Origin of the sequence: Acinetobacter sp. Marseille-Q1623, assembly GCF_902809895.1 — a bacterium.
Lineage (GTDB): Bacteria > Pseudomonadota > Gammaproteobacteria > Pseudomonadales > Moraxellaceae > Acinetobacter > Acinetobacter piscicola_A.
The window spans coordinates 134419-155998 of the sequence record NZ_CADDWG010000001.1 but is presented as its reverse complement, the minus strand read 5'-3'; the positions used below and the strand labels follow the sequence as shown (position 1 = coordinate 155998).

Annotated in this window: 12 protein-coding genes and 1 other RNA gene; 3 read left to right on the top strand and 10 right to left on the bottom strand. The window is 39.4% G+C overall.

Annotated features, from left to right (window positions below):
• Positions 1-24: 24 nt before the first annotated feature.
• The 3 genes from HUV91_RS00740 to HUV91_RS00730 form a co-directional block, all read right to left on the bottom strand.
• Positions 25-1521 carry a hypothetical protein gene (locus HUV91_RS00740; RefSeq protein WP_174492206.1) on the bottom strand — a complete coding sequence of 499 codons (1497 nt, stop codon included), beginning with the start codon at positions 1519-1521 and terminating at the stop codon, positions 25-27.
• A gap of 101 nt (positions 1522-1622) precedes the next feature.
• Positions 1623-2945, bottom strand: a complete 1323-nt coding sequence (gene pepP, locus HUV91_RS00735; RefSeq protein ID WP_174492205.1) for a Xaa-Pro aminopeptidase — start codon at positions 2943-2945, stop codon at positions 1623-1625.
• Between the two features lie 105 nt (positions 2946-3050).
• The gene (locus HUV91_RS00730; RefSeq protein ID WP_130074936.1) at positions 3051-3683 is read right to left on the bottom strand and encodes a UPF0149 family protein; all 633 of its coding nucleotides are present in this window, start codon (positions 3681-3683) and stop codon (positions 3051-3053) included.
• A 64-nt stretch (positions 3684-3747) separates the two neighbouring features.
• On the opposite strand from HUV91_RS00730, the gene HUV91_RS00725 reads away from it, so the two are divergent.
• The 3 genes from HUV91_RS00725 to ssrS all read left to right on the top strand — a co-directional run bounded on the left by HUV91_RS00725 (position 3748) and on the right by ssrS (position 4869).
• Positions 3748-4299 (top strand): hypothetical protein, encoded by a 552-nt coding sequence (locus HUV91_RS00725; protein ID WP_130074937.1) that lies wholly within the window; start codon positions 3748-3750, stop codon positions 4297-4299.
• Positions 4300-4301: 2 nt separating this feature from the next.
• Positions 4302-4586, top strand: coding sequence for a cell division protein ZapA (locus HUV91_RS00720; RefSeq protein ID WP_130074938.1), 285 nt, complete (start codon positions 4302-4304; stop codon positions 4584-4586).
• Positions 4587-4686: 100 nt separating this feature from the next.
• Positions 4687-4869, top strand: a non-coding RNA gene (ssrS, locus tag HUV91_RS00715) — 6S RNA.
• 295 nt (positions 4870-5164) lie between these two features.
• Here ssrS and tauD read toward each other — a convergent pair.
• The 7 genes from tauD to HUV91_RS00680 all read right to left on the bottom strand — a co-directional run bounded on the left by tauD (position 5165) and on the right by HUV91_RS00680 (position 21466).
• Positions 5165-6010: a taurine dioxygenase gene (gene tauD / locus HUV91_RS00710; protein ID WP_174492204.1), complete on the bottom strand. Its 846-nt coding sequence runs from the start codon at positions 6008-6010 to the stop codon at positions 5165-5167.
• Positions 6011-6020: 10 nt separating this feature from the next.
• Entirely contained in the window at positions 6021-6896 is an 876-nt protein-coding gene (gene tauC / locus HUV91_RS00705; RefSeq protein WP_130074940.1) for a taurine ABC transporter permease TauC, read from the bottom strand.
• On the bottom strand, positions 6897-7682 hold the full coding sequence (locus HUV91_RS00700) for a taurine ABC transporter ATP-binding protein (RefSeq protein WP_174492203.1): 786 nt from the start codon (positions 7680-7682) through the stop codon (positions 6897-6899).
• Between the two features lie 10 nt (positions 7683-7692).
• Entirely contained in the window at positions 7693-8727 is a 1035-nt protein-coding gene (tauA, locus tag HUV91_RS00695; protein WP_174492202.1) for a taurine ABC transporter substrate-binding protein, read from the bottom strand.
• A 189-nt stretch (positions 8728-8916) separates the two neighbouring features.
• Positions 8917-10494 (bottom strand): Na/Pi cotransporter family protein, encoded by a 1578-nt coding sequence (locus HUV91_RS00690; RefSeq protein ID WP_174492201.1) that lies wholly within the window; start codon positions 10492-10494, stop codon positions 8917-8919.
• Between the two features lie 265 nt (positions 10495-10759).
• A complete protein-coding gene (locus HUV91_RS00685; protein ID WP_228721859.1) occupies positions 10760-11950 on the bottom strand; it encodes a putative solute-binding protein in 1191 nt (396 codons plus the stop codon).
• A gap of 369 nt (positions 11951-12319) precedes the next feature.
• On the bottom strand, positions 12320-21466 hold the full coding sequence (locus tag HUV91_RS00680; RefSeq protein WP_174492199.1) for an Ig-like domain-containing protein: 9147 nt from the start codon (positions 21464-21466) through the stop codon (positions 12320-12322).
• Positions 21467-21580: the final 114 nt, after the last annotated feature.

Here is a 21580-nt window from a genome sequence, read left to right as displayed (position 1 = left end):
TTATATCGTAAACCATTAAAGTCATCATATTAATCCTGCTTTCACATTCCATGCTTTTAATAACCTCCAAATATTTGCATCTATTTCCTTCCAGTCTTTCAAGGACTCGACAGGAACTCGCCAATCAATAGCAATATGACCATATTTTTTTGTTTTAATTGTACTGCTCACAATAATTTTATGATCTAAATCCTCGTAAATTTTTAAAATAAATTCATTGTCTTCTGGGCTTACTGATCGACCAATACATTGATCTGCTGGTAATAAGTATTCAGGATAATTTGGGGTATAGCATTCAAGATCATACATTTCTGATAGTTTTTCATTTTTACTATATCCACTTGAAAGCAAATAATTACTCCAATCCCTTGGTGTACGTTTATTTTTAATATAATGCGAATCTTGATCCAAATTACTTAAATTTCGGACTAATACTTTGACTTGGTTTTCTACATTTTTATTATAAAACCCATGGATTTGAGCATCTTTTTGACCATTCAACAACAAGTTAAATTCCATAGGATTTTCACTATCAGCAATATTTGAAACTCGATCTGTATTTAATAGTTTTTGCTTCTTAGGAACATAATATATTGGAAATTGTCCTAAAAAATATTTTTTGGATGGATATTTATAGTCTGTGACTAAGCGTGCTCCTGCTTGCGTTTTTATTAATAATTTGGGTGAAACCTGCCAAGTAATCATATCTCCCTTTTTATATTTATCTTGATATTTTGTATTGTCGTTTAATTCTTTAGGTGAAATATTCCATGCTTCTAATAAACGCCAGATATTTCGATCTATTTCTTTCCACTGGTGCATATTATGTTGATCAAATTGCCATTCTATATCAATTGCACCATAGAATGGTTCCCATGAATGGGCTATAACCTCATGCCGATCCGTGAATCTAAATAAAACTCCTGAAATGTTCTTATTACTTGATTTTCCAAAACAATAACGCTGATTTATTTCAATATTTCTATAACAATCAAGTTTATATTTACCTGAGTATTCGTTATCACGTATATTTTTCGGATCTTTAATTATTGACTCAAAATAGTTCACTGTTTTTTCTGATAAATCAAAATTAAGTGATTGACTTGAAACAATGACTCTAACTTGCTCAGAATGATCTAATTCTTTGTCGGTATAATCATAGCCTGAAGCTTGTACAGTTGAACCATTTAACATTAGATTAAACTTTAATTTATTACCCTTATCAATTGGTAAATTACTTGCTTCTGATATAGTTATTTTTTTAAGTTTGGGGGGTTGATAATTTATTTGGAATTGCCCAAGATACTTTTCCTCTTTAGGTCTGTAAAATGGTGACTCTCTATCTTTATCTGAATATTTTAGTTGTGTACCTAATTTTGCCTGAACAATTAATTCTGAACCCTCTGCTACTTTCCAAGTAACAATATCTCCTTCTCCTGGAGTTTTGGTTTTTTTTATTTTTGAGCAGGATAAAATAAAAATAGATATAACGACTATAAAAATTACTATATTTGTTTTCATAATTATAAGTATTTAATAAGTTTTATAATTTCTAAAAATAAGATTTTAGAAGCCTATTTGTACAAAAAAGCCGATCCTAAAATCGGCTCTAGCATTAAAAATTACTTCGACTTCGCCATCAATGCTTCAATATCTTCTACAGACTTCACCACATTTTTGGTCAAAACCAACGGGCCATTTGAAGTTGCTACCACATCATCTTCGATACGAATGCCGATACCACGCCATTTCACATCCACAGTCTCATCGTCAGGTGCAATATACAACCCCGGCTCAACTGTGACCACCATGCCTTCTGCATATACACGCCAATCTTCACCATGCTTATATGTACCGACATCATGCACATCCATCCCAAGCCAATGCCCTGTGCCATGCATATAAAATTGACGATAGCTTTCAGTTTCAATAATCTCGTCAAGATCACCTTGCATAATGCCTAAATCAAGCAAGCCTTGAACAAGAATTTGTACCGCAATATTATGTGGTTCTTTATAAGAATTCCCGATCCGTACTGCATCAATCGCCGCAATTTGTGCATCTAATACCACTTGATAAAGTGCTTTTTGTTCAGGGCTAAACTTGCCATTGACAGGGAAAGTACGTGTAATGTCCGAAGCATAAAGTTCGTACTCACACGCTGCATCAATGAGAACCAAATCACCATCTTTTAACGGTTTATTATTTTCCACATAATGCAAAATACAGCCATTTTCACCCCCACCTACAATACTGTTATATGACGGCACACAACCATTTTTACCAAAAATATAATTTAGTTCAGCCTCTAAAGCATATTCCATCATATTAGGCTGTACCGTTTGCATAGCACGCGTATGCGCTTCAGCACTAATATTCGATGCGATTTGCATTAACTGAATTTCTTCGGCTGATTTATGCAAACGCATTTCATCTACAATACGATCTAACTGCACAATTTGTGCAGGTGCAGACGTTCCACGGCGAGTTTCACCCGTAGCTTTGGCAATCCACTGTGCCACACGTGCATCAAACTCAGCACGTTGTCCGATGCGATAAAATAATTTGTCTTTGTTGAGTAATTTTTCGATGATTTCTTCATCTAATAAATCAATCGCATAAGCTTCATCTGCATCATAATCATCCACAGCGCCATCTATGCCTGCGCGATAACCATTCCAAATTTCCATCTCACGATCACGTTCACGACAGAACAGACTATAAGTGTAATCTTCACAGCTCGCATCTGTTTCAATGACCGCAACCGCTTCAGGTTCAGCAAAGCCTGTTAAATAGAAAAAACTACTGTCTGCACGAAACTTATAGTCTGCATCACGATTGCGCATCACTTCAGGACTGGTTGCAATAATCGCAATACTGTTAGGACCCATTTGTGCTGCAAGGCGGTCACGACGTTCTTGAAAATCGGCTTGGGTTAATTTCATTATTGATTCAGCTTATTGTTAGATGGATGAAAATTAAGTTAAAAAAATTCCAAGACCTTTCAAATATCAGAAACAATCTTCATTCAAAAAGTCTTGTTTTAGATTTCAGCTTGGGCGGTGCGGTGTAAAAACCTCTACCACGTTACCACTGTCTGATGCCTCAATGATAGGTTTCATTTTGTTATGAAAATTTTGCAACAAAGAACTTTCTAGCACAGGAATTTTCTTACGTCCCATTGACAATGATACGGGAATTAAACGTACAAACTCATAGAGTTCTAAGTAGCTTTCTTCACCTTCTTCATCATTGTCAGATTCGTCAAATTCAACCGAAGCGACATCTTGTAAACTTTCAATCAACTCTTGCTCGTCAGAACGAATATGACCTGAAGCCAAACCAAAACCTAGAACCACACCCGCACACCAATCAGCAAGTGCTTGTACACGTTCTACCAAAGGATGTTCGTCATCAGGCAATAACGGTAAATAGTCCAATTCATCTTCAGACAAGGCATGTGCAATGTCTTCTGCTTCTTCAGCTAAAATCGCCAATGCATCTTCGTTGACTTTTGGTACATCAATGCTCGATAAAATTTGTAACCATTCATCACGAGATGGTGCTTCGGTAACACAAACTATACCCGTGAGTAAGCCATGTAACTCACTTGGACTTGAAATTTCTTCAATTTGACCAAAATTTTGATCCCAATCTGACCAACCTGAAATATCGTCTTGCATTCGTTTATCCAATCTCTATACTTCTGTATATATTACCTTTGATTGCAAATCTGTGCGACCCGTTATGCTAGAACAATTACAGCGTCTACAAACGCATATTGGTGTTTTAAAAACACGTATCGAAACGACTGAGAAAGAAAATGTAGCACTGTTAAAAGAGAAAGATCACAGTGAGGAACAAGCACATACTCAGATCTTGCAGAAAAATGGCATTATCACCCAAAAGCAAGATGAAATTGAAAGCTTGAACGAACAACTCACTGCTTTGCAAAAACAGTTTAATCAGCTCAATACCGATGCAACCTCGTTAGCTGAACGTTATGGACGTTTAGAAAAAAGCTGCACCGACCTTAAAACACGCTTTCAAGAAATTTTGGCTGAACGCAACGAGTTACGTCTAGTCAAAGAAAAATTACAGACAGAACAACGTCATTCGCAACAAGAAATCAAAGACTTGTTAAATGAGCGTGAACGTTTAATTCAGAAAAATGATCATGCCAAATCTAAAGTTGAAGCCATTATTCAACGTTTAGCGATTTTAGGCACTGAACAAGATCATCATGCGCAAGAAATTCAACAACTTGCTCATCCATCTGAAACCAATGAGGAAGTTTAATCATGTCTGAGGTTGTTGTTGTTGAATTACGTTTAATTGAACAAATTTTTCGTTTAAGCACGACTGCTGAAAAAAAAGCAGAGTTAGAACGTGCCGGTAATTTATTGAATGAAAAATTTCAAGAATTTCGCCGTAAAGCGCCCAACATGGAACATAACAAACTGATGATCATGGTGGCTTTGGAACTCATGCAAGAAGTATTAAGCATGAACAAGTCCTTACAAGAATATACACATTGCGAACGTTTGCTAGAAGAGATTCTAAAAGACGTTGAAAAGACAGTATAAATTGAACTTTGTTTGTGCAGTTAACTCCTATAGATCATAAAATTGCTCATTTTCATATGGATGGGCATTTGCCTGCTCACTGAGAATATGTATACTTAGTATAACTCTGGGATGTTCGCCAGTACGTCTATTCCCCTGCCGATACTTAAACTTACGGATGCGTTCTGTGTATTTTGAGTGTATGCCCATCTTCGAGTGGGAAACCCATTAAGTACGCGTCGTGTCCACCTTGAACTCATCGGGTTCAGGGTAACGACCATGCAGCGGCATCTTCGGAGCTATTGATTTTAAAACATAACAACAACTTAAAAAAATACGCACTTTCACTATCTAGTAAAATCTCAATTTAATATTAACTAGGCTTATAGTAGGCTCTAAAAAATATTCAATTATATATTTTTAATAAATTTAATCTCAACTAATCTATCAGAGTTTATTTTATTTATATTATGAATCAATAATTTATTTTATTTAAAAAAATCATAAGACATGATCTCTGTCCTCTTATAGTCTTACAATAAGGACAATAAATCGAGTCTCTAAAATCAAGATTTACTGCCCCGATAATCCATAAGAAATTAACTTGCTTGTTGATAATACGGTACTGTCCCATTGATCGTTGCACGATGCATAATCCGATGTGCATCGCCATAATCAAACAATGCTTTATGTTGTGTACAACGATTATCCCAAATCGCTACATCGCCCTGTTGCCATTTCCAACGCAAATGGAAATCTGTCTTCACAGCGTGGTCAAATAAAAAGTCTAATAATGTCTCACTTTCTGTTTCAGACAATTCATTGATTCGTGTCGTAAAACCTTCATTGATAAATAAAATATCTTCACCTGTTTCAGGATGACTACGAATTACAGGATGAATGACGGGTGGGTTGTTCCGAAAAGACGCTTCAAGTTTTTCACGTGATTCAGGTGTCGTACCAAAACGCTCTAATGGAAATGATTTACGGATATCATGTATTGCAGTTAAACCACGTAACTTTTGTTGTAGTGCTTCAGGTAGTGCTTTAAAAGCTGCCGTACCACTCGTCCATAAGGTATCACCACCCACTTCAGGAATTTTAATGGCTTGCAATACACAACCTAGCGGTGGCGTATGACTAAATGTCACATCGGTATGCCACAGTTCATTGTCTCGCAGATCTGTTTCATGACTATCTAAAATAATCACCTCAGGTGCATCTTTCATCGATGGATAAATTGGATGAATGTGTAATTGACCAAAAGACTTCGCAAGTTTGACCTGTTGCTGTGCTTGTAACCGTTGATTCCTAAAGAAAATCACTTGATATTGCAATAAAGCTGCATGTATCTCTGACAAGATTTGTGGATCGGTCAAATTTAAATCCACATTTTCAATAACTGCGCCAATATTGGCTTGAATAGGCTGAATATGTAATGTCATGATGCATCTTCTATAATTGTTGACCGTACCAAGGCGCTAATTGCTTTTGCAGCCAACGTAAAAATAATTCAAAACTCACTGCAACCATAGCAATCACAATGATACCGAGTACCACTGTATCGGTAATTAAAAACTGCGCTGCAGACTGCACCATAAAACCAATACCACGATCTGCAGCAACCAACTCAGCCGCGACTAAGGTTGACCATCCCACCCCAAGACCGATGCGTATTCCTGTTAAAATATGTGGCAAAGCCGTCGGTAGAATCACATACTTCAATACTTGCAAGTGTGTTGCACCCAAAGAAAGCGCTGCTCGTTCACGGTTTTTTTGATGGCTCAAGACCCCATGTGCAGAACTGATAATGACGGGCGCTAAAATTGAAAAGAAAATCAATAAAACTTTGGTTGTTTCACCAATGCCAAACCAAATGACCAATAAAGGTAAATATGCCAACGGCGGAATTGGACGTAATAATTCAACCAAAGGATCAAGCACTGCACGTACCCATTTATTTAAACCCATCCATAATCCAACAGGCACACCAATTACGATCGCAGCAATCAATGCAGTCAATACTCGACTAATACTTTCTGCCAAATGTTGCCAAAGCGTGGCTTTCATAAACCCTTCTTGGCTTACAATCACAAACTTTTGCCACACTGCGCTTGGCGAAGGTAAAAAGAGCTCAGGGACTAAATGCAATGCGCTGATCCCGAACCACAGCAGAATAATCGTACTAATACTGCCCAAACTCATCAAAAGACTTAAATTTTTCGTCATAAACTTTGGAAATTTAATCTGTGTTGATGCTGTGCTATGCTCCTGAATTGCTGTAGTATCGTCTAACGATTTTTGAGCAATTTTCTGAATTTGACTATTCATTTAAAGCTCCAAAGCATGTAATTTCTGATCTTTTAAACGTTCAAATAATTGCTCACGTAGTTGAATAAAATATGGATCGGATTTAATTGAACGAATAGATTCTCCTTGACGATAGCGCTGTGCAAAATCTAAATGCAACATTTCCACAATGGTTCCTGGTCGGGCTGTCATCAACACCAATTGATGACTCAGCAATAAAGCCTCTTCAATATCATGCGTGATTAAGAAAAAGCCTTTATTTTTCTGAATCCACAAATTCAACACCAACTCTTGCATGTTCTCACGGGTAAACGCATCCAACGCTGCAAATGGTTCATCAAGTAAAATAAACGGTGCATGGCTGATCAATGCACGGGCAATGCCGACACGCTGTTTCATTCCCCCCGATAATTGCCAAATATTCACCTCTGCAACATGCGCTAAACCCACTGTTGTCAAAATTGCATCAACTTGCTCTGTAATTTCTGAGTCTTTTAGACCTTTTAATTTCAGTGAAAAAGCCACATTCTCAGACACATTTAGCCATGGCAATAAAGCATGTTCCTGAAAAACAACGGCACGGCGTGCATCGGGCTGTGTCAATATTTCATCATCAATTTTCACCACACCCGCGTCAACCTGCTGAAAACCTGCCAAAATATTGAGTAAGGTGGTTTTACCACACCCCGACTCGCCCAAAACCACCGTTAAAGATGACTCAGGAACGTCTAAATTAATATTTTTTAGTACAGCAACATCTTGATTTGCATAATGCAATGTAATGTTTTCAGCTTTTAAAACAGACATGGCTTACTCCTCAAGGCTGCACAAATTTAGGGTTAATATTGTCCTGATAACTTTGTTTAACTTGATCTACTTTGCCTTGTGCTTTTAAGAATGTAGCTGTATCAAAAATATTTTTGGCAAATTCCTGTTGCAAGCGTTGTGCTTGTTGTTGCTGATTCAGATAAATATTACCTGACAATAACAAAGCAATGTCTTTTGGATCTGAACCTGTTAATGAAGAAATTTTCTTAATATTTTCGGCATCTTGTTGAAATTTTTCTGGTGCTTGATTATAGCGGTCGATTTGCTTTAGAGACGTTTGTACAAAAGCTTTTAAAAATTGAGGATTTTTTTCTGCAAATTCTTTACGTACCACCCAAACATCATACGTTGGGGCGCCCCATTCACCGACTTGTTTAGAATCCGTCAACACGTGACCCGTACTTTTTGCTTTGCTTAATGCAGGCTCCCAAACATAAGCAGCATCAATGTCACCACGTTCCCACGCTGCTGAAATCTCAGGTGGACGTAAGTTAATGATTTTCACTTGTGATTCTGCAATATTCCAATGTTTAAGCGCTGACAATAAACTGTAATGCGCAGTCGAAACAAAAGGCACTGCGATGGTTTTATTGATAAGGTCTTGTGGTTTTTGAATGTTCGCTTGATTGCGAACAATTAAAGCTTCTGAAGCCCCTAATTTTGCTGCAATGAAAAATACATCAATAGGTAAATTACGACTAGCAGCCGCAGCAAATGGGCTCGTGCCAATATTACCAATATCAACATCGCCTGATGCTAAAGCATTCACAACATCTGCACCCGTATCAAACTTTTTCCACGTAATTGCCTGTTGACTCTCTTTTTCATACTCACCATTTGCTTGTGCAACTTTACTAGGATCTACCCCCGTTTGATAAGCAATAACCACAGCTGAATCAGACTTTTGCGTAGAAGTACTTGCAGCTTCAGGCGTGACATTTTTATTTTTTTGGAGATAAATAAATGCCACAATTGCCACAATAACAATCGCAGTAATAATTAATGGTTTAGATGATTTACTCATATATTTTTCAGGAAAAGCAAGGACTAAGCATTATGCTAGCCCCTCTACTTTCAATTGAAAAATAACTTAACTACGTTTAGTTATCACATTTTTGTATTTATCAATTTATGATTTAAATGGATGAAATTCTGAAATCAATAGCAAACAAAGGCTAAGACCCTAGACTCTATATTCTCATTGTTCTGTTTTTTAGCCTTCATATAAAACATTAGAAAAACGATAAGTATGAGCAATCAGACGTTCGATCCAACGCTGAGCTGCCAGTAATTCTAAACTTTTTGCAGCATTTAGCTGATTTAACACCGTATATTCCAACACTTCACTGCGAATCTGTGCACGATGTTTACTTGCCCATTTCTTCAAACTGTTCAATTCTGTACGCAATTTTTCAACTTGTTGATGCTCACTTAAATGGGCAATATCTTCAATATAGCTGTCTAAAATGTGTGAATAATCCAATGCTAATTGTAAAATTGCGGGATGCATTCGCAGAATAAGTGCATTCTCAATCTGTGCTAAATCGCTACGCAGAACTCTCACATACACCATGACTCTTAAAATAACGAGAAAATGCTGTTGTAACTCAGGATTATCGGTGATGGTAATTTTTTCTAAATAACGTTCTAATTGTAAAATGATTTCATCTAAAAGTTTAAGCTCACTGGGACTCGGTAAAATACCATCACGAAATACGTTGTGTAAGGTCTTAAATATTTCAAATAAAATATGATGCTGTACTGTTTCTGCGGCTTCAATAGCAACGATCGGTATTTGTAAATTTGCAGTATCCAAACAATTTAAAATACTTGGTGAATCTTCAGATAATAACACAATCACCCATTGCTCAATTTTTTTCAATATCGGTATAAAAATCAATGCACCAAGCACACTAAACAAAGTGTGAAATAACGCCACAATGACTAAACTGTCCCAACGACTCAGCCAAGACACATGCTGATATAACCACAACAAAGCAGGTGCTAAAAATAAAAAAGCGACCAGTGCAGCCACAACATTGAACATCACATTGACCAAAACCGTACGTTGCGCATTGATGGATGCACCAATGGCAGACAACACTGTGATCCCCACTGCACCAACATTTTGTCCAATCACCAAATACAAAGACTGTGATACATCAATGGCGCCACTAGCTAAAGCAGCTAAAGTGGCTGTGATCGAAGCACTTGAAGACTGTAAAATCAAGCTCATGACGATACCAATGGCAACGAGCAGTACCTTTGCCCAAAATCCATCTGCACTTAAAAATGAAAGATCAACTCGATTTGAAAACCCCGTCATGGCCTCTTGTAAAATCGCAATGCCAAAAAAAATCATACCAAAGCCCGCCAAGATAAGCCCAAACAGTTTCAAGCGATCTTTAGCAATCAAATGCAGCATTGCACCCAAACCAATAAATGGCAGTGCAAACATTGAAATGGAAAATTTTAAACCAAGAAATGCCACCAGCCATCCTGTACTGGTCGTCCCAATATTTGCACCAATAACCACACCTATCGCTTGGGCAAAAGTCATCACCCCTGCACTGACAAAACCCACTGTAGCAACTGTCGTTGCAGTGGATGAATTGACCAAAATCGTCAAGCCAATGCCTGTCAATACCGCTTTACTCGTAGTATTGGTAAATTGGGTAAATAAATGTTTTAAGGTTTCGCCTGCAATATTTTTTAGCCCATGCGTCATCAATGTCATGCCAAGCAAAAATAAGCCTACACCACCGCAAAGCTCTGCAAATACTTGAAACACATTTTTCCCTTAATCTATGGTGTTGATCTATTTAACTGTTCTATTTAAAAGCTCAATATAATGAAAATCGTATAGACTAAATATTAGCCAAATGTATAAATGTGAAATAAAATCAGGTTCCTTGATTTAACAAGCAACCAGCTAAAATCAACCTTATATTAAAAATAAGCAAAGTAAAGCAACTCAAACTATTGTCTCAGTTCACTTAAATAAAAATGCCCATTTTCAGAGCATTTAAAATTACGACATTCAAAACCAATATGAATTATTCATCATTTAAAGCACATTCAAAACTACTCGGATTTTGTGCACAACGCACTTTCTTCAAAATTTTCATCATCGCAGGGTCATAATAACCTTCTTTGGTCATCTGAATACGCGCTTCACGCATGATTTTGATATAGCCTGGTTTATCTGCTTCACGCATTTCCATCCAATATTTTGCGGGAATTTCTTTTTCAATTTTATCGACAAACTCAAAAGCAGGACTCAGTTGTTTAGAAATGATTTCGCGGGCAATCGATCCCATTCCCGCAGGAAATTTATTGCGTTGCATGATCAATGTCCCTGTGACTTGAATAAGAGGAAACCGAATAATTCCCCCAACAGTTTTGCCATTTTTATCATTCATCCCTTTTTGTAATTCTAAGGGTTTAAACAACAAAGCAGGGCCAGCCATGATGTCAACTTCTTTATTATTAAACTTGCCACCTACAGTGAGTAAATCAACAGAAATCGGCTGTGCACCAACATTTTGTACCAATTTCTTTTGTGTACCATCAAAATTCATCACTGCAACTTTTTTACCTGCTGCTTTGGCTAAGGTGTCAATTCGACGGTCATTCACCATAATATAAGCCGCACCCAAAGGGACAATTCCGACCACTTCATAGTCTTTATTGACCATTTTAGCATCATACTCAGGTCGTGCTAAAAGTTGTATCACGGCAGACAATTGTTTATAGCTTTGTACTGCACCAATAGCATCTATACTGCCAACAAATGGGTTAAATTGGCGTGCACGTAAATTACTAATTCCTGCGCCATCACAACGTTTACTTCTAAAATCTTCTGTTAAAACACGCTCATCGGTATATACGCGTAAGTTGAGTTCAGTACTGGCTTTTTTCTTTAATTGTGGATAATCCATATCTATGCGCATTTGCAGCTTCGATGGTCGGGTAATTTTTAAATCAACACCAAACTGCTTTGCAACTTGTGCAATACGAGGTAATTCACTGATATAGCTCGTTGCTTGTTCAAAGGCTTCACCATTAGCACCATCAGGCGAATAGACACACAAAGTCACTTGTTTAGGAATTTGCGCCCAGACTTTTGGATCGTTCATCAATTTTTTAATTTTTTGTTGTGAATGCTCAGATAAAGTTAAATCGAGCTTCGGAGGAGGCGCTGCGTATACTGAATTTGACATCGCAAATGGCACCCAAAAAACCATTGCCAACGAGATGTTTTTACACAGCTGCACTGTACATTCTGTCCATTTTTTAGAGTTTTGTATGTTCATTTTATTGTCCATTTTATCAATATGTTCGTGAATATCTTCAACGAATACATCATCCTGATCTATCTTCTTAAGTTAAGCGATGTATCCACAGATTCAATTGACTCTAAACAGCCAACTTTTGTCAAAAATGTAAAATTTTTAAATTTATTTTTTACACTTGATTATTTAATGATTTATCAATATGTTAAATCCAATAAAAAAACTTACCACTTATCCGATTATGCTGTGATAAGTCGGCAAAGATAAAAAGCTCCCGAAGGAGCTTTTTATCTTTAGAAAAATATTGTGCTGATCCAATCATCAGATGATGATTTGATTATTTTGCAATAATTGTTCAAGAGTAAGGTCGGTCGTTTGGTTGTTCAAAATCAACGAATCAGCAGACTGATAATTCGTTCCAGTACCATCACGGTCAATTGAAATCACCGCTTGGTCTTCCTCTGCATCATAACTTACTTTTAAGTATTCATTGATATTTTCAAGACTCGCATTGTGATCAAGTAATGCCGAAACATCTATCTGATCTGTAGATGCAAAATCATTGACAGGCGTTAAGCGATTTCCACCCAAATCATCATCATTTAATACATTAAAAATTAGATCTGCATCTTGCTCAACCGCTGTATGCTCAACAAATGCCATTGCTTTAAATGCTGCGTTTGAAGATGGATACAAGGTCATATCAAACTCAAGTTCTGAACTGGCTGCTGAATGATTAGATTGTTCTGTAGCAATGGCTTCTACTTTCACTTTTAAGCCCAAAGATGAACCTGTTACCACAAAATCTGCCGGAGCAACAGCAACCAAGCTTGCACCATCTAAAGATACGCCATCGGCAACCAAACTTAATTGCCCTTGGGCATTGGCTGTACCTAATAAAAGACGTGAGCCATCTGCAGCCAATGCATAAATCATCATGCCTTCAACTAAACCTGAGAAATTTAAGGTCAAGCTTTCTGAGCCATCGATATCATTCAGACTTGTATTAAGCAATCCAAGTGAAATATCTTGTCCAACTTCACCACTTAAGTTGAAGTATGGACGATGGAAACCATTTTCATCTTTATCAGTTGCACTGCCTTGAATCAGATCTGATACTTTCCATTCCACTGATGGATTCGCTTGATGATAAAAATCATTCAAACTTGACAAAGCAGTCTCTAAATCAGGGTAATAACTGATGATATCTCCATGTGACTGATCGACCAATTGGAAGTCATAGTTACCTTGACCCGCTTGATTATGCATATAAAAATCAAAGGTATAGAAACCTGACTCTGCTGCGACAAAGCTGTAATCCACAGACTGATTTAATCCCCCCCAACTTACATAGACTGGATCTTCATTACCAATGATGAGCATACCACTGTCATCTGCCTTACCTTTGTAATTATAGGTATGCCCTTTTTCTAAATAGACATAACCTGTAATCGCAACCCCTTTATAGGTTGCAACATTACTATCTGCCAAGCTTGAAGTTTCACCACTCGTTGCTGGTTTATGTGTTGTGTTTTTATCACTGGTTAAATACTCAAATACTGTTTTCAAAGTATCTGCTGGCATGCCACTCCCATTACCTTGTAACAAATTATAGGTTTTTCCATCAATGGTGACAGATTTCAAACCTTCCCATGTTTTAATATTTAAATTAAGTGCGGTTGGACTCCAATCCAACAAGTCAAGTGATAGGTTTGGTGTATCAGCAACAGCTTCAACCATCACATCAACAGAGCCTGTAGAAGTATTAATCCCATCATGTACCTCAAAATCAAGCGTTGTATATGCTGAATCAGCAGTTGTTGATGCTTCATTTAAATCAGGTTGAAAACTTAATTGACCTGCATCAAGATCTGCTTTAGTTAAGCCTGTCAGCACATTGACATCGGTCACTGCCTGACCATTTAAATACAAAGTACCGTTTGCTGGTAACTGCGTGAATGAAAGAGTTAACTTACTTAAATCAGTACTGTTATCACGAATACCTAAGTGTGCCCAAGTAATCACAACAGAAGTATCTTCATCTGTTTTGATCACAGAGGATTGAATATCTGGAGCTGCATTATCAATATCTTCAGCATCTGAGCCTGCTAAACCAAGGTTACCAACTAAATCTTGATAACTGCCTTTAGGCACCGTCACTGTGATAATGTCATCGACAGGCATCTCAATCATTGCGTCAAAGTTTAATGCACTACTGTCAGATATGTTCCATTTCACAGGAATCACATTACCCAAGGTATCTTTCACAGTAACTTGTGATAAATCGATACTGGTTGGATCAACATCTAGAGCATATTTCAGTGTAATTTTACCTGTTGTATCAATATCTACAGTCACTTTTGGTGGTTCAATATCAACGGTTACATCACGTGAAGCATCATCTGAAGTCGCACCTGATGTATTTGATGTCGCTTGTGCCGTAATATCAAAATCTTGTGCAACATCTACTTTAGGTACATTCACGGACCAAGTACCATCAGCATTTACTGTTACTTGTGAACCTGTGTATATCTTACCTGCAATGGTTACTGTCATGCTGACATCTGGATTACTGACTTTACCTGTAATGGTCACAGTATTAGCAAAATCAGCATATTCAGCTTCATTGATGACATCATTACCAGACACCAGATCAATCGAAACAAATGGCAAGCTAATCGTATCTGCTATAGGCTTTTCATCTTGATTTTTTGTCTGTGCAGTAATTTGGTCATTTGTACCTTCAAGAATTTCTGTCGTTAATTCCCAATATCCATTTTCATCAGAGCGAATTCCTTCAACTACCGTACCATTCGGTAGAATTACAGTGACGTCTTGATTTGCCCCTGTCAGACCTGTAATCAGCTTATCATTTGAGCCTACAATTGAGGTGACACTGGTAATCTTGATGGTGATATCTGTATCGGTAGCCCCCAGACCTACATTCCCCACTAAGTCTGTATAACTTTGATCTTTAACCATTACCTCAACGGTAGTGCCTTGTTCTGTATTTTGAAGTTGCGCGGTCCACGTGCCATCAGCATTTTCAATTAATGTTCCTGGTTTTAATTGTCCCCCTGTAACCACAAGATCAGAAGCATCAAAACCTTGAATGAGTTCATCAAAGATGAAATTCACCGAAGTTCTATCTTCACTTATTGCAACTTTTACAGTTGGCGGCAAGGTATCCACAGTTACTGTAGCTTGCCCACCTGTACCTGGATTACCTATTTTATCGACATAAGTTGGATGGCCATCTTTGTCCTTCGCAGGTACTTCAACTTTTACTTCAGTGTCAACATTTGGTGGTACTTTACCTGTCCAAGTAATCCCGCCATCAGTTGATGTCAGTGGTGGAACAGTTACAGGATTACCATCTTTGTCTTTAAGTGGATTGCCGTCTTTGTCGGTAATCACGATGTCCGTGTTTGGATCAATGGTGCTTGGATCAATATCTGGATCAAAGGTCACTTTGATATTACCGTCGGGAGTAATTTCAACAGTCACAGCCGGAGGCGTGCGATCAAGTCCTGGTTCGTTGTCTGTATCCGTCAGTGGGTTGCCATTGCGATCCGTTGTGGTTCCTGTGACATCGACACCACCATCGGCAATGCTTGGTGGCACTGTGCTGGTGAAGTGACCGTTGCTGTCGACTGTCACGGTCATGGTTTCGCTGACAGGGTTGCCGTTTGGATCTTTGCCTTCAACCACAAGTTCAACCGTTGCACCCGGTGGGACATCGGTGGTTGAACCGGTGATTTGTCCATCAGGGGTCACATCCACTGTGATCTGACCTGGCGTGCGATCAAGTCCTGGTTCGTTGTCTGTATCCGTCAGTGGATTGCCATTGCGATCCGTTGTGGTTCCTGTGACATCGACACCACCATCGGCAATGCTTGGTGGCACTGTGCTGGTGAAGTGACCGTTGCTGTCGACTGTCACGGTCATGGTTTCGCTGACAGGATTGCCGTTTGGATCTTTGCCTTCAACCACAAGTTCAACCGTTGCACCCGGCGGGACATCGGTGGTTGAACCGGTGATTTGTCCATCAGGGGTCACATCCACTGTGATCTGACCTGGCGTGCGATCAAGTCCTGGTTCGTTGTCTGTATCCGTCAGTGGATTGCCATTGCGATCCGTTGTGGTTCCTGTGACATCGACACCACCATCGGCAATGCTTGGTGGCACTGTGCTGGTGAAGTGACCGTTGCTGTCGACTGTCACGGTCATGGTTTCGCTGACAGGATTGCCGTTTGGATCTTTGCCTTCAACCACAAGTTCAACCGTTGCACCCGGTGGGACATCGGTGGTTGAACCGGTGATTTGTCCATCTGGTGTGACATCCACTGTGATCTGACCTGGCGTGCGATCAAGTCCTGGTTCGTTGTCTGTATCCGTCAGTGGGTTGCCATTGCGATCCGTTGTGGTTCCTGTGACATCGACACCACCATCGGCAATGCTTGGTGGCACTGTGCTGGTGAAGTGACCGTTGCTGTCGACTGTCACGGTAATGGTTTCGCTGACAGGATTGCCGTTTGGATCTTTGCCTTCAACCACAAGTTCAACCGTTGCACCCGGTGGGACATCGGTGGTTGAACCGGTGATTTGTCCATCAGGGGTCACATCCACTGTGATCTGACCTGGCGTGCGATCAAGTCCTGGTTCGTTGTCTGTATCCGTCAGTGGGTTGCCATTGCGATCCGTTGTGGTTCCTGTGACATTGACACCACCATCGGCAATGCTTGGTGGCACTGTGCTGGTGAAGTGACCGTTGCTGTCGACTGTCACGGTAATGGTTTCGCTGACAGGGTTGCCGTTTGGATCTTTGCCTTCAACCACAAGTTCAACCGTTGCACCCGGTGGGACATCGGTGGTTGAACCGGTGATTTGTCCATCAGGGGTCACATCCACTGTGATCTGACCTGGCGTGCGATCAAGTCCTGGTTCGTTGTCTGTATCCGTCAGTGGATTGCCATTGCGATCCGTTGTGGTTCCTGTGACATCGACACCACCATCGGCAATGCTTGGTGGCACTGTGCTGGTGAAGTGACCGTTGCTGTCGACTGTCACGGTAATGGTTTCGCTGACAGGGTTGCCGTTTGGATCTTTACCTTCAACCACAAGTTCAATCGTTGCACCCGGTGGGACATCCGTGGTTGAACCGGTGATTTGTCCATCAGGGGTCACATCCACTGTGATCTGACCTGGCGTGCGATCAAGTGCTGGTTCGTTGTCTGTATCCGTCAGTGGGTTGCCATTGCGATCCGTTGTGGTTCCTGTGACATCGACACCACCATCGGCAATGCTTGGTGGCACTGTGCTGGTGAAGTGACCGTTGCTGTCGACTGTCACGGTAATGGTTTCGCTGACAGGGTTGCCGTTTGGATCTTTGCCTTCAACCACAAGTTCAACCGTTGCACCCGGTGGGACATCGGTGGTTGAACCGGTGATTTGTCCATCTGGTGTGACATCCACTGTGATCTGACCTGGCGTGCGATCGAGTCCACCTGTTTCTTTTTCAGGAGTTGTTGGATCATCTGTCGCATTTGTACCTAGGCTATCACGATCATAAACAGGTTGCCCATTACGATCAGTCGTTGTTCCTATAACCTTGATATCACCATCAACAATATTATTTGGAACTGTTGTTGTGTATGTACCATCGCTTGCAACAGTTGTTGTTACCGTTTCTGTAATAGCATTACCATTTTTATCTTTACCTGTGATAGTTAAAGTTACATCTTTACCAGGCTCAACATCAGTGGTTGTACCAGTAATACTACCATCGACTTTGACATCAACCGTGATCGTACCTGACGTACGATCAAGACTTGGTTCGTTGTCAGTATCGGTAATAGGTTTACCATTACGGTCTGTTGTGGTACCTGTGACATCAATACCACCATCGGCAATGCTTGGTGGCACTGTGCTAGTGAAGTGACCGTTGCTGTCGACTGTCACGGTAATGGTTTCGCTGACAGGGTTGCCGTTTGGATCTTTGCCCTCAACCACAAGTTCAACCGTTGCACCCGGTGGGACATCCGTGGTTGAACCGGTGATTTTACCGTCAGGCGTGATATCTACTGTAATAGAGCCCGATGTACGATCTAATGCAGGTTCAGCATCTTTTGCATCTAGTGGATGATTGTTTGCATCCTTGGTTGTCGCAATAACTGTGATATTGCCATCTTCAAAGTCTGTCGGTACTTTTGCTGTATAGTGGCCGTTGCTATCTACAGTGGCTTGAATTTTCTTTTCAATTTCAACGCCATTTTTGTCTTTACCAATCACAATCAATTCGACTGTTTGACCTGGAACGACTTCGAGTGTTCTACCTGTAATATGACCTTTACTATCGACATCGACTGTAATGCTACCTTGGGTAATTGGATCACGAACAGCAGGTGCTGAATCAATTGTTGTACCATTATCCACCACAGAAGCTTTTGCTTCGATAGAGTTTTGACTTCCAACTTGATCTGCAGGGACTTTAATAGACCACGTACCATCTGAATTTACAGTAACTTTTTTAGCAGGATCTGTTGAATTACTCGAATACTCAACACCATTAAAAGTCACTGTAACATTAGCATTAGGATTGCTGATTGTACCGCTCACTTTCATTGTAGTTTGAGTGTCAATATCAGTACGTTCCGAAGGATCAATAACATCATCACCCGCAATAACATCAATGGTGATAAATGGTAACTTCACTTTATCTTCAATAATGACATTATCTTGGTTAGGCGTTGTTGCTGTCACAAAATTACCATCTTTCAATGGAAAATCTGTGGTGACTGTCCAGTTACCATTGGCATCAGAAGTGGTAATTAAAGGTTGATCTGAACCTGGCACAGTCACTGTTACCGTTTGATTTGGCTCTGTTTTACCCGAAATAATCGCATTACCATCAGTATTTGGCTTAACACTGTCAATTTTGATCGTAATAACTTGATCTTGATGACCTGAACCCAAGTTATTCGTTAAATCTGTATAAGTATCATCTTTTACTGTAACTTCAACAGTGGTGCCATCTTTTGGCATTGAGTCTAGTTTTGCAGTCCATTTGCCATTGCCTAGATCAGTCAATGAACCCGGTACAAGCTTAGAACCTGCAACTAAAATATCTTCTGAAGTAAAGCCTTTTACAACTTCAGAAAAATCAAAATGAACCGTACCATCAGCATCAATAGTCACAGTCAATTTTGGTGCAAGCGTGTCTACATTTTCAGTATCAGTACCTTTTCCACCTTCATTACCCGTTTTATCTTGGTAACTTCCTTCAGGAACAGTGACGCTAACACCGCCTTCTACGCCCTCAGGAATTTTACCTGTCCACGTAATCCCACCATCTGTTGAAGTTAATAGTGGAACGGTGACTGGATTTCCATCTTTGTCTTTCAGAGGGTTACCATCTTTATCCGTAATCACAAAGTCAGTATTCGGATCAATGGTTGATGGATCAACATCGGGGTCAAATGTCACTGTGATATTACCATTTGGATCAATATTCACAATCACTTGCGGTGGTTGAGTGTCCACAGCTTTGCTTTCTTGATCAGGATTACCCTGATTGCCATTCAAATCTTGATAACTACCATCAGGGACAGTCACCGTAATTTTGCCATCAAAACCATCTGGGACTTGACCTGTAAAAGTCAAACCATCTTCGCTCGGCGTTAGTGTTACAGTAACAGGATTACCATCCTGATCGATCACCGTAATTTTACCTGTTTCAATGCTTGAAGGATCTACATCAGGATCATAAGCAATGGTGATTTTACCCTCTGGGCTAATACTCACATTGACATTCGGGGGTGTCGTATCTGTACCAACTTGATTCTCTGCATCATTCGATGGGAAAACCGTACCTGTCGAATCAGTTACTTGACCTTTGGCTATAATGGTATTTTTACCATTTAAATTGATATCTTCAACAGGAACATTGATTTCCCAAGTTCCATCTGCATTCACTTTAACGTCAATGCCAGAGTATTTTTTACCATTAAAAGTAATGGTCATATCAGCAGTTGGATTACTCACCGTACCCGTGATTTTTACAGTCCCAGTTGCGGGGTCAGTTAATTCAGCCAACTCTTCTTCATTGATAAAATTATCACCACCGACAATATCAATACTCACAAACGGTAAAGGTACTTCATCAGATGCGCTTTGATCTGGATTTGAGCCATCTGGATTGGGTACAGTGACAGTAATTGATGAACCATCTTGTAACGGATCAGTCGTGGTCATCGACCATGTTCCATCAGGATTTGAAGTCGTCGTATAGGTTTTACCTGTTGCAGGATCCTTTAACGTAACTTCGGTGTTGGGTTTGGTCACACCTGTCACGATAGAACCACCACCCACTGTATCAGGTTTGATTGCAGTGACTTTTACAGATACATCCTCATCTGAACCTTCAATGCCGGCATTACCCGCTTGATCTGTATAACTGCCATCTTTGACAGAAACTTCAACAGCAGTACCCTTTTTCAAATCTGAAAGAGTTGCTGAATATGTACCATCTGGATTTTTAACTAAAGAATCAGGATCAATTTTCCCGCCATTAATCACAATATCGTTAATATCAAAATCATCAATATCTTCGGAGAAAGTAAAGGTAACTTTACCTTTGCCTGTGGCATAGTCTGCTTCAATTTCTACTTGGACAGAAGGTGCTGTTTCATGGATCACCGCTTGGTCAGGTACTGACTCTGCTGATGTTCCCCCCTCATTGGTGATGGTTGCAGTGACTTTAAGCTCAGTCCCTTCAGCAGGTTTATCCACTTGAACTGTGATTTTGCCTGCATCAATATCCGCTTGCGTCAAAGTATGCGTATAAGCTTTGCCACTTTGATCTTTGAGTGTGATTATATCGCCTGTAACTGCACCAGTCGGAATCGTCACAATAATATTGAGCTGTGACGCACCACCAGTTTCACTACGATTTAATAGACCATCATTATTTTGATCATTCACAATTTCAACTTTTGGTGCATCTAAAATTTCAACTTTAGGCTCATTTTCTGGCTCTGAATGGCTTTTATCATCATTAGTCGCCGCAATAATTCCACCTGTTACCAATCCACCGACAATCCAGGGTAAAGGACCAACACCACCGGTACTTGTGCCTGTAATGATCGGAAGAAGTTCTTCAAGACCTGTTAATTCTTTAAAGCTTGCAATTCCATCTTGCCAAACCAATTGCTCAAAAGCACAAACCGTACCATCAAAAACTAAATCAGATGTTTCACCATCAGCAGCTTTCACAAAATAATTTTCTATTGTGATGTTTTCACCATTTTTTAATTTAATTATGAGGTTATCACCTTCCTGAATAATCTCTAAAATTTCTTCTTTTTTAATATTTGGCTGAATAATCATCGATTTTTCTAATTTTATTATATTAGACTCTACATTAACTTTCTCAAGTGAAGACTTATCTATTAACGTAATTTTTTGCATTTTAAATGCCCAATTATTAGTAACAATTGGTAAAGTATATTATCAGAGCGATATTTTTTGTACAATCAACAATACATGTCAATATAATTTGTATTTTACTATTTGGTAAAATAT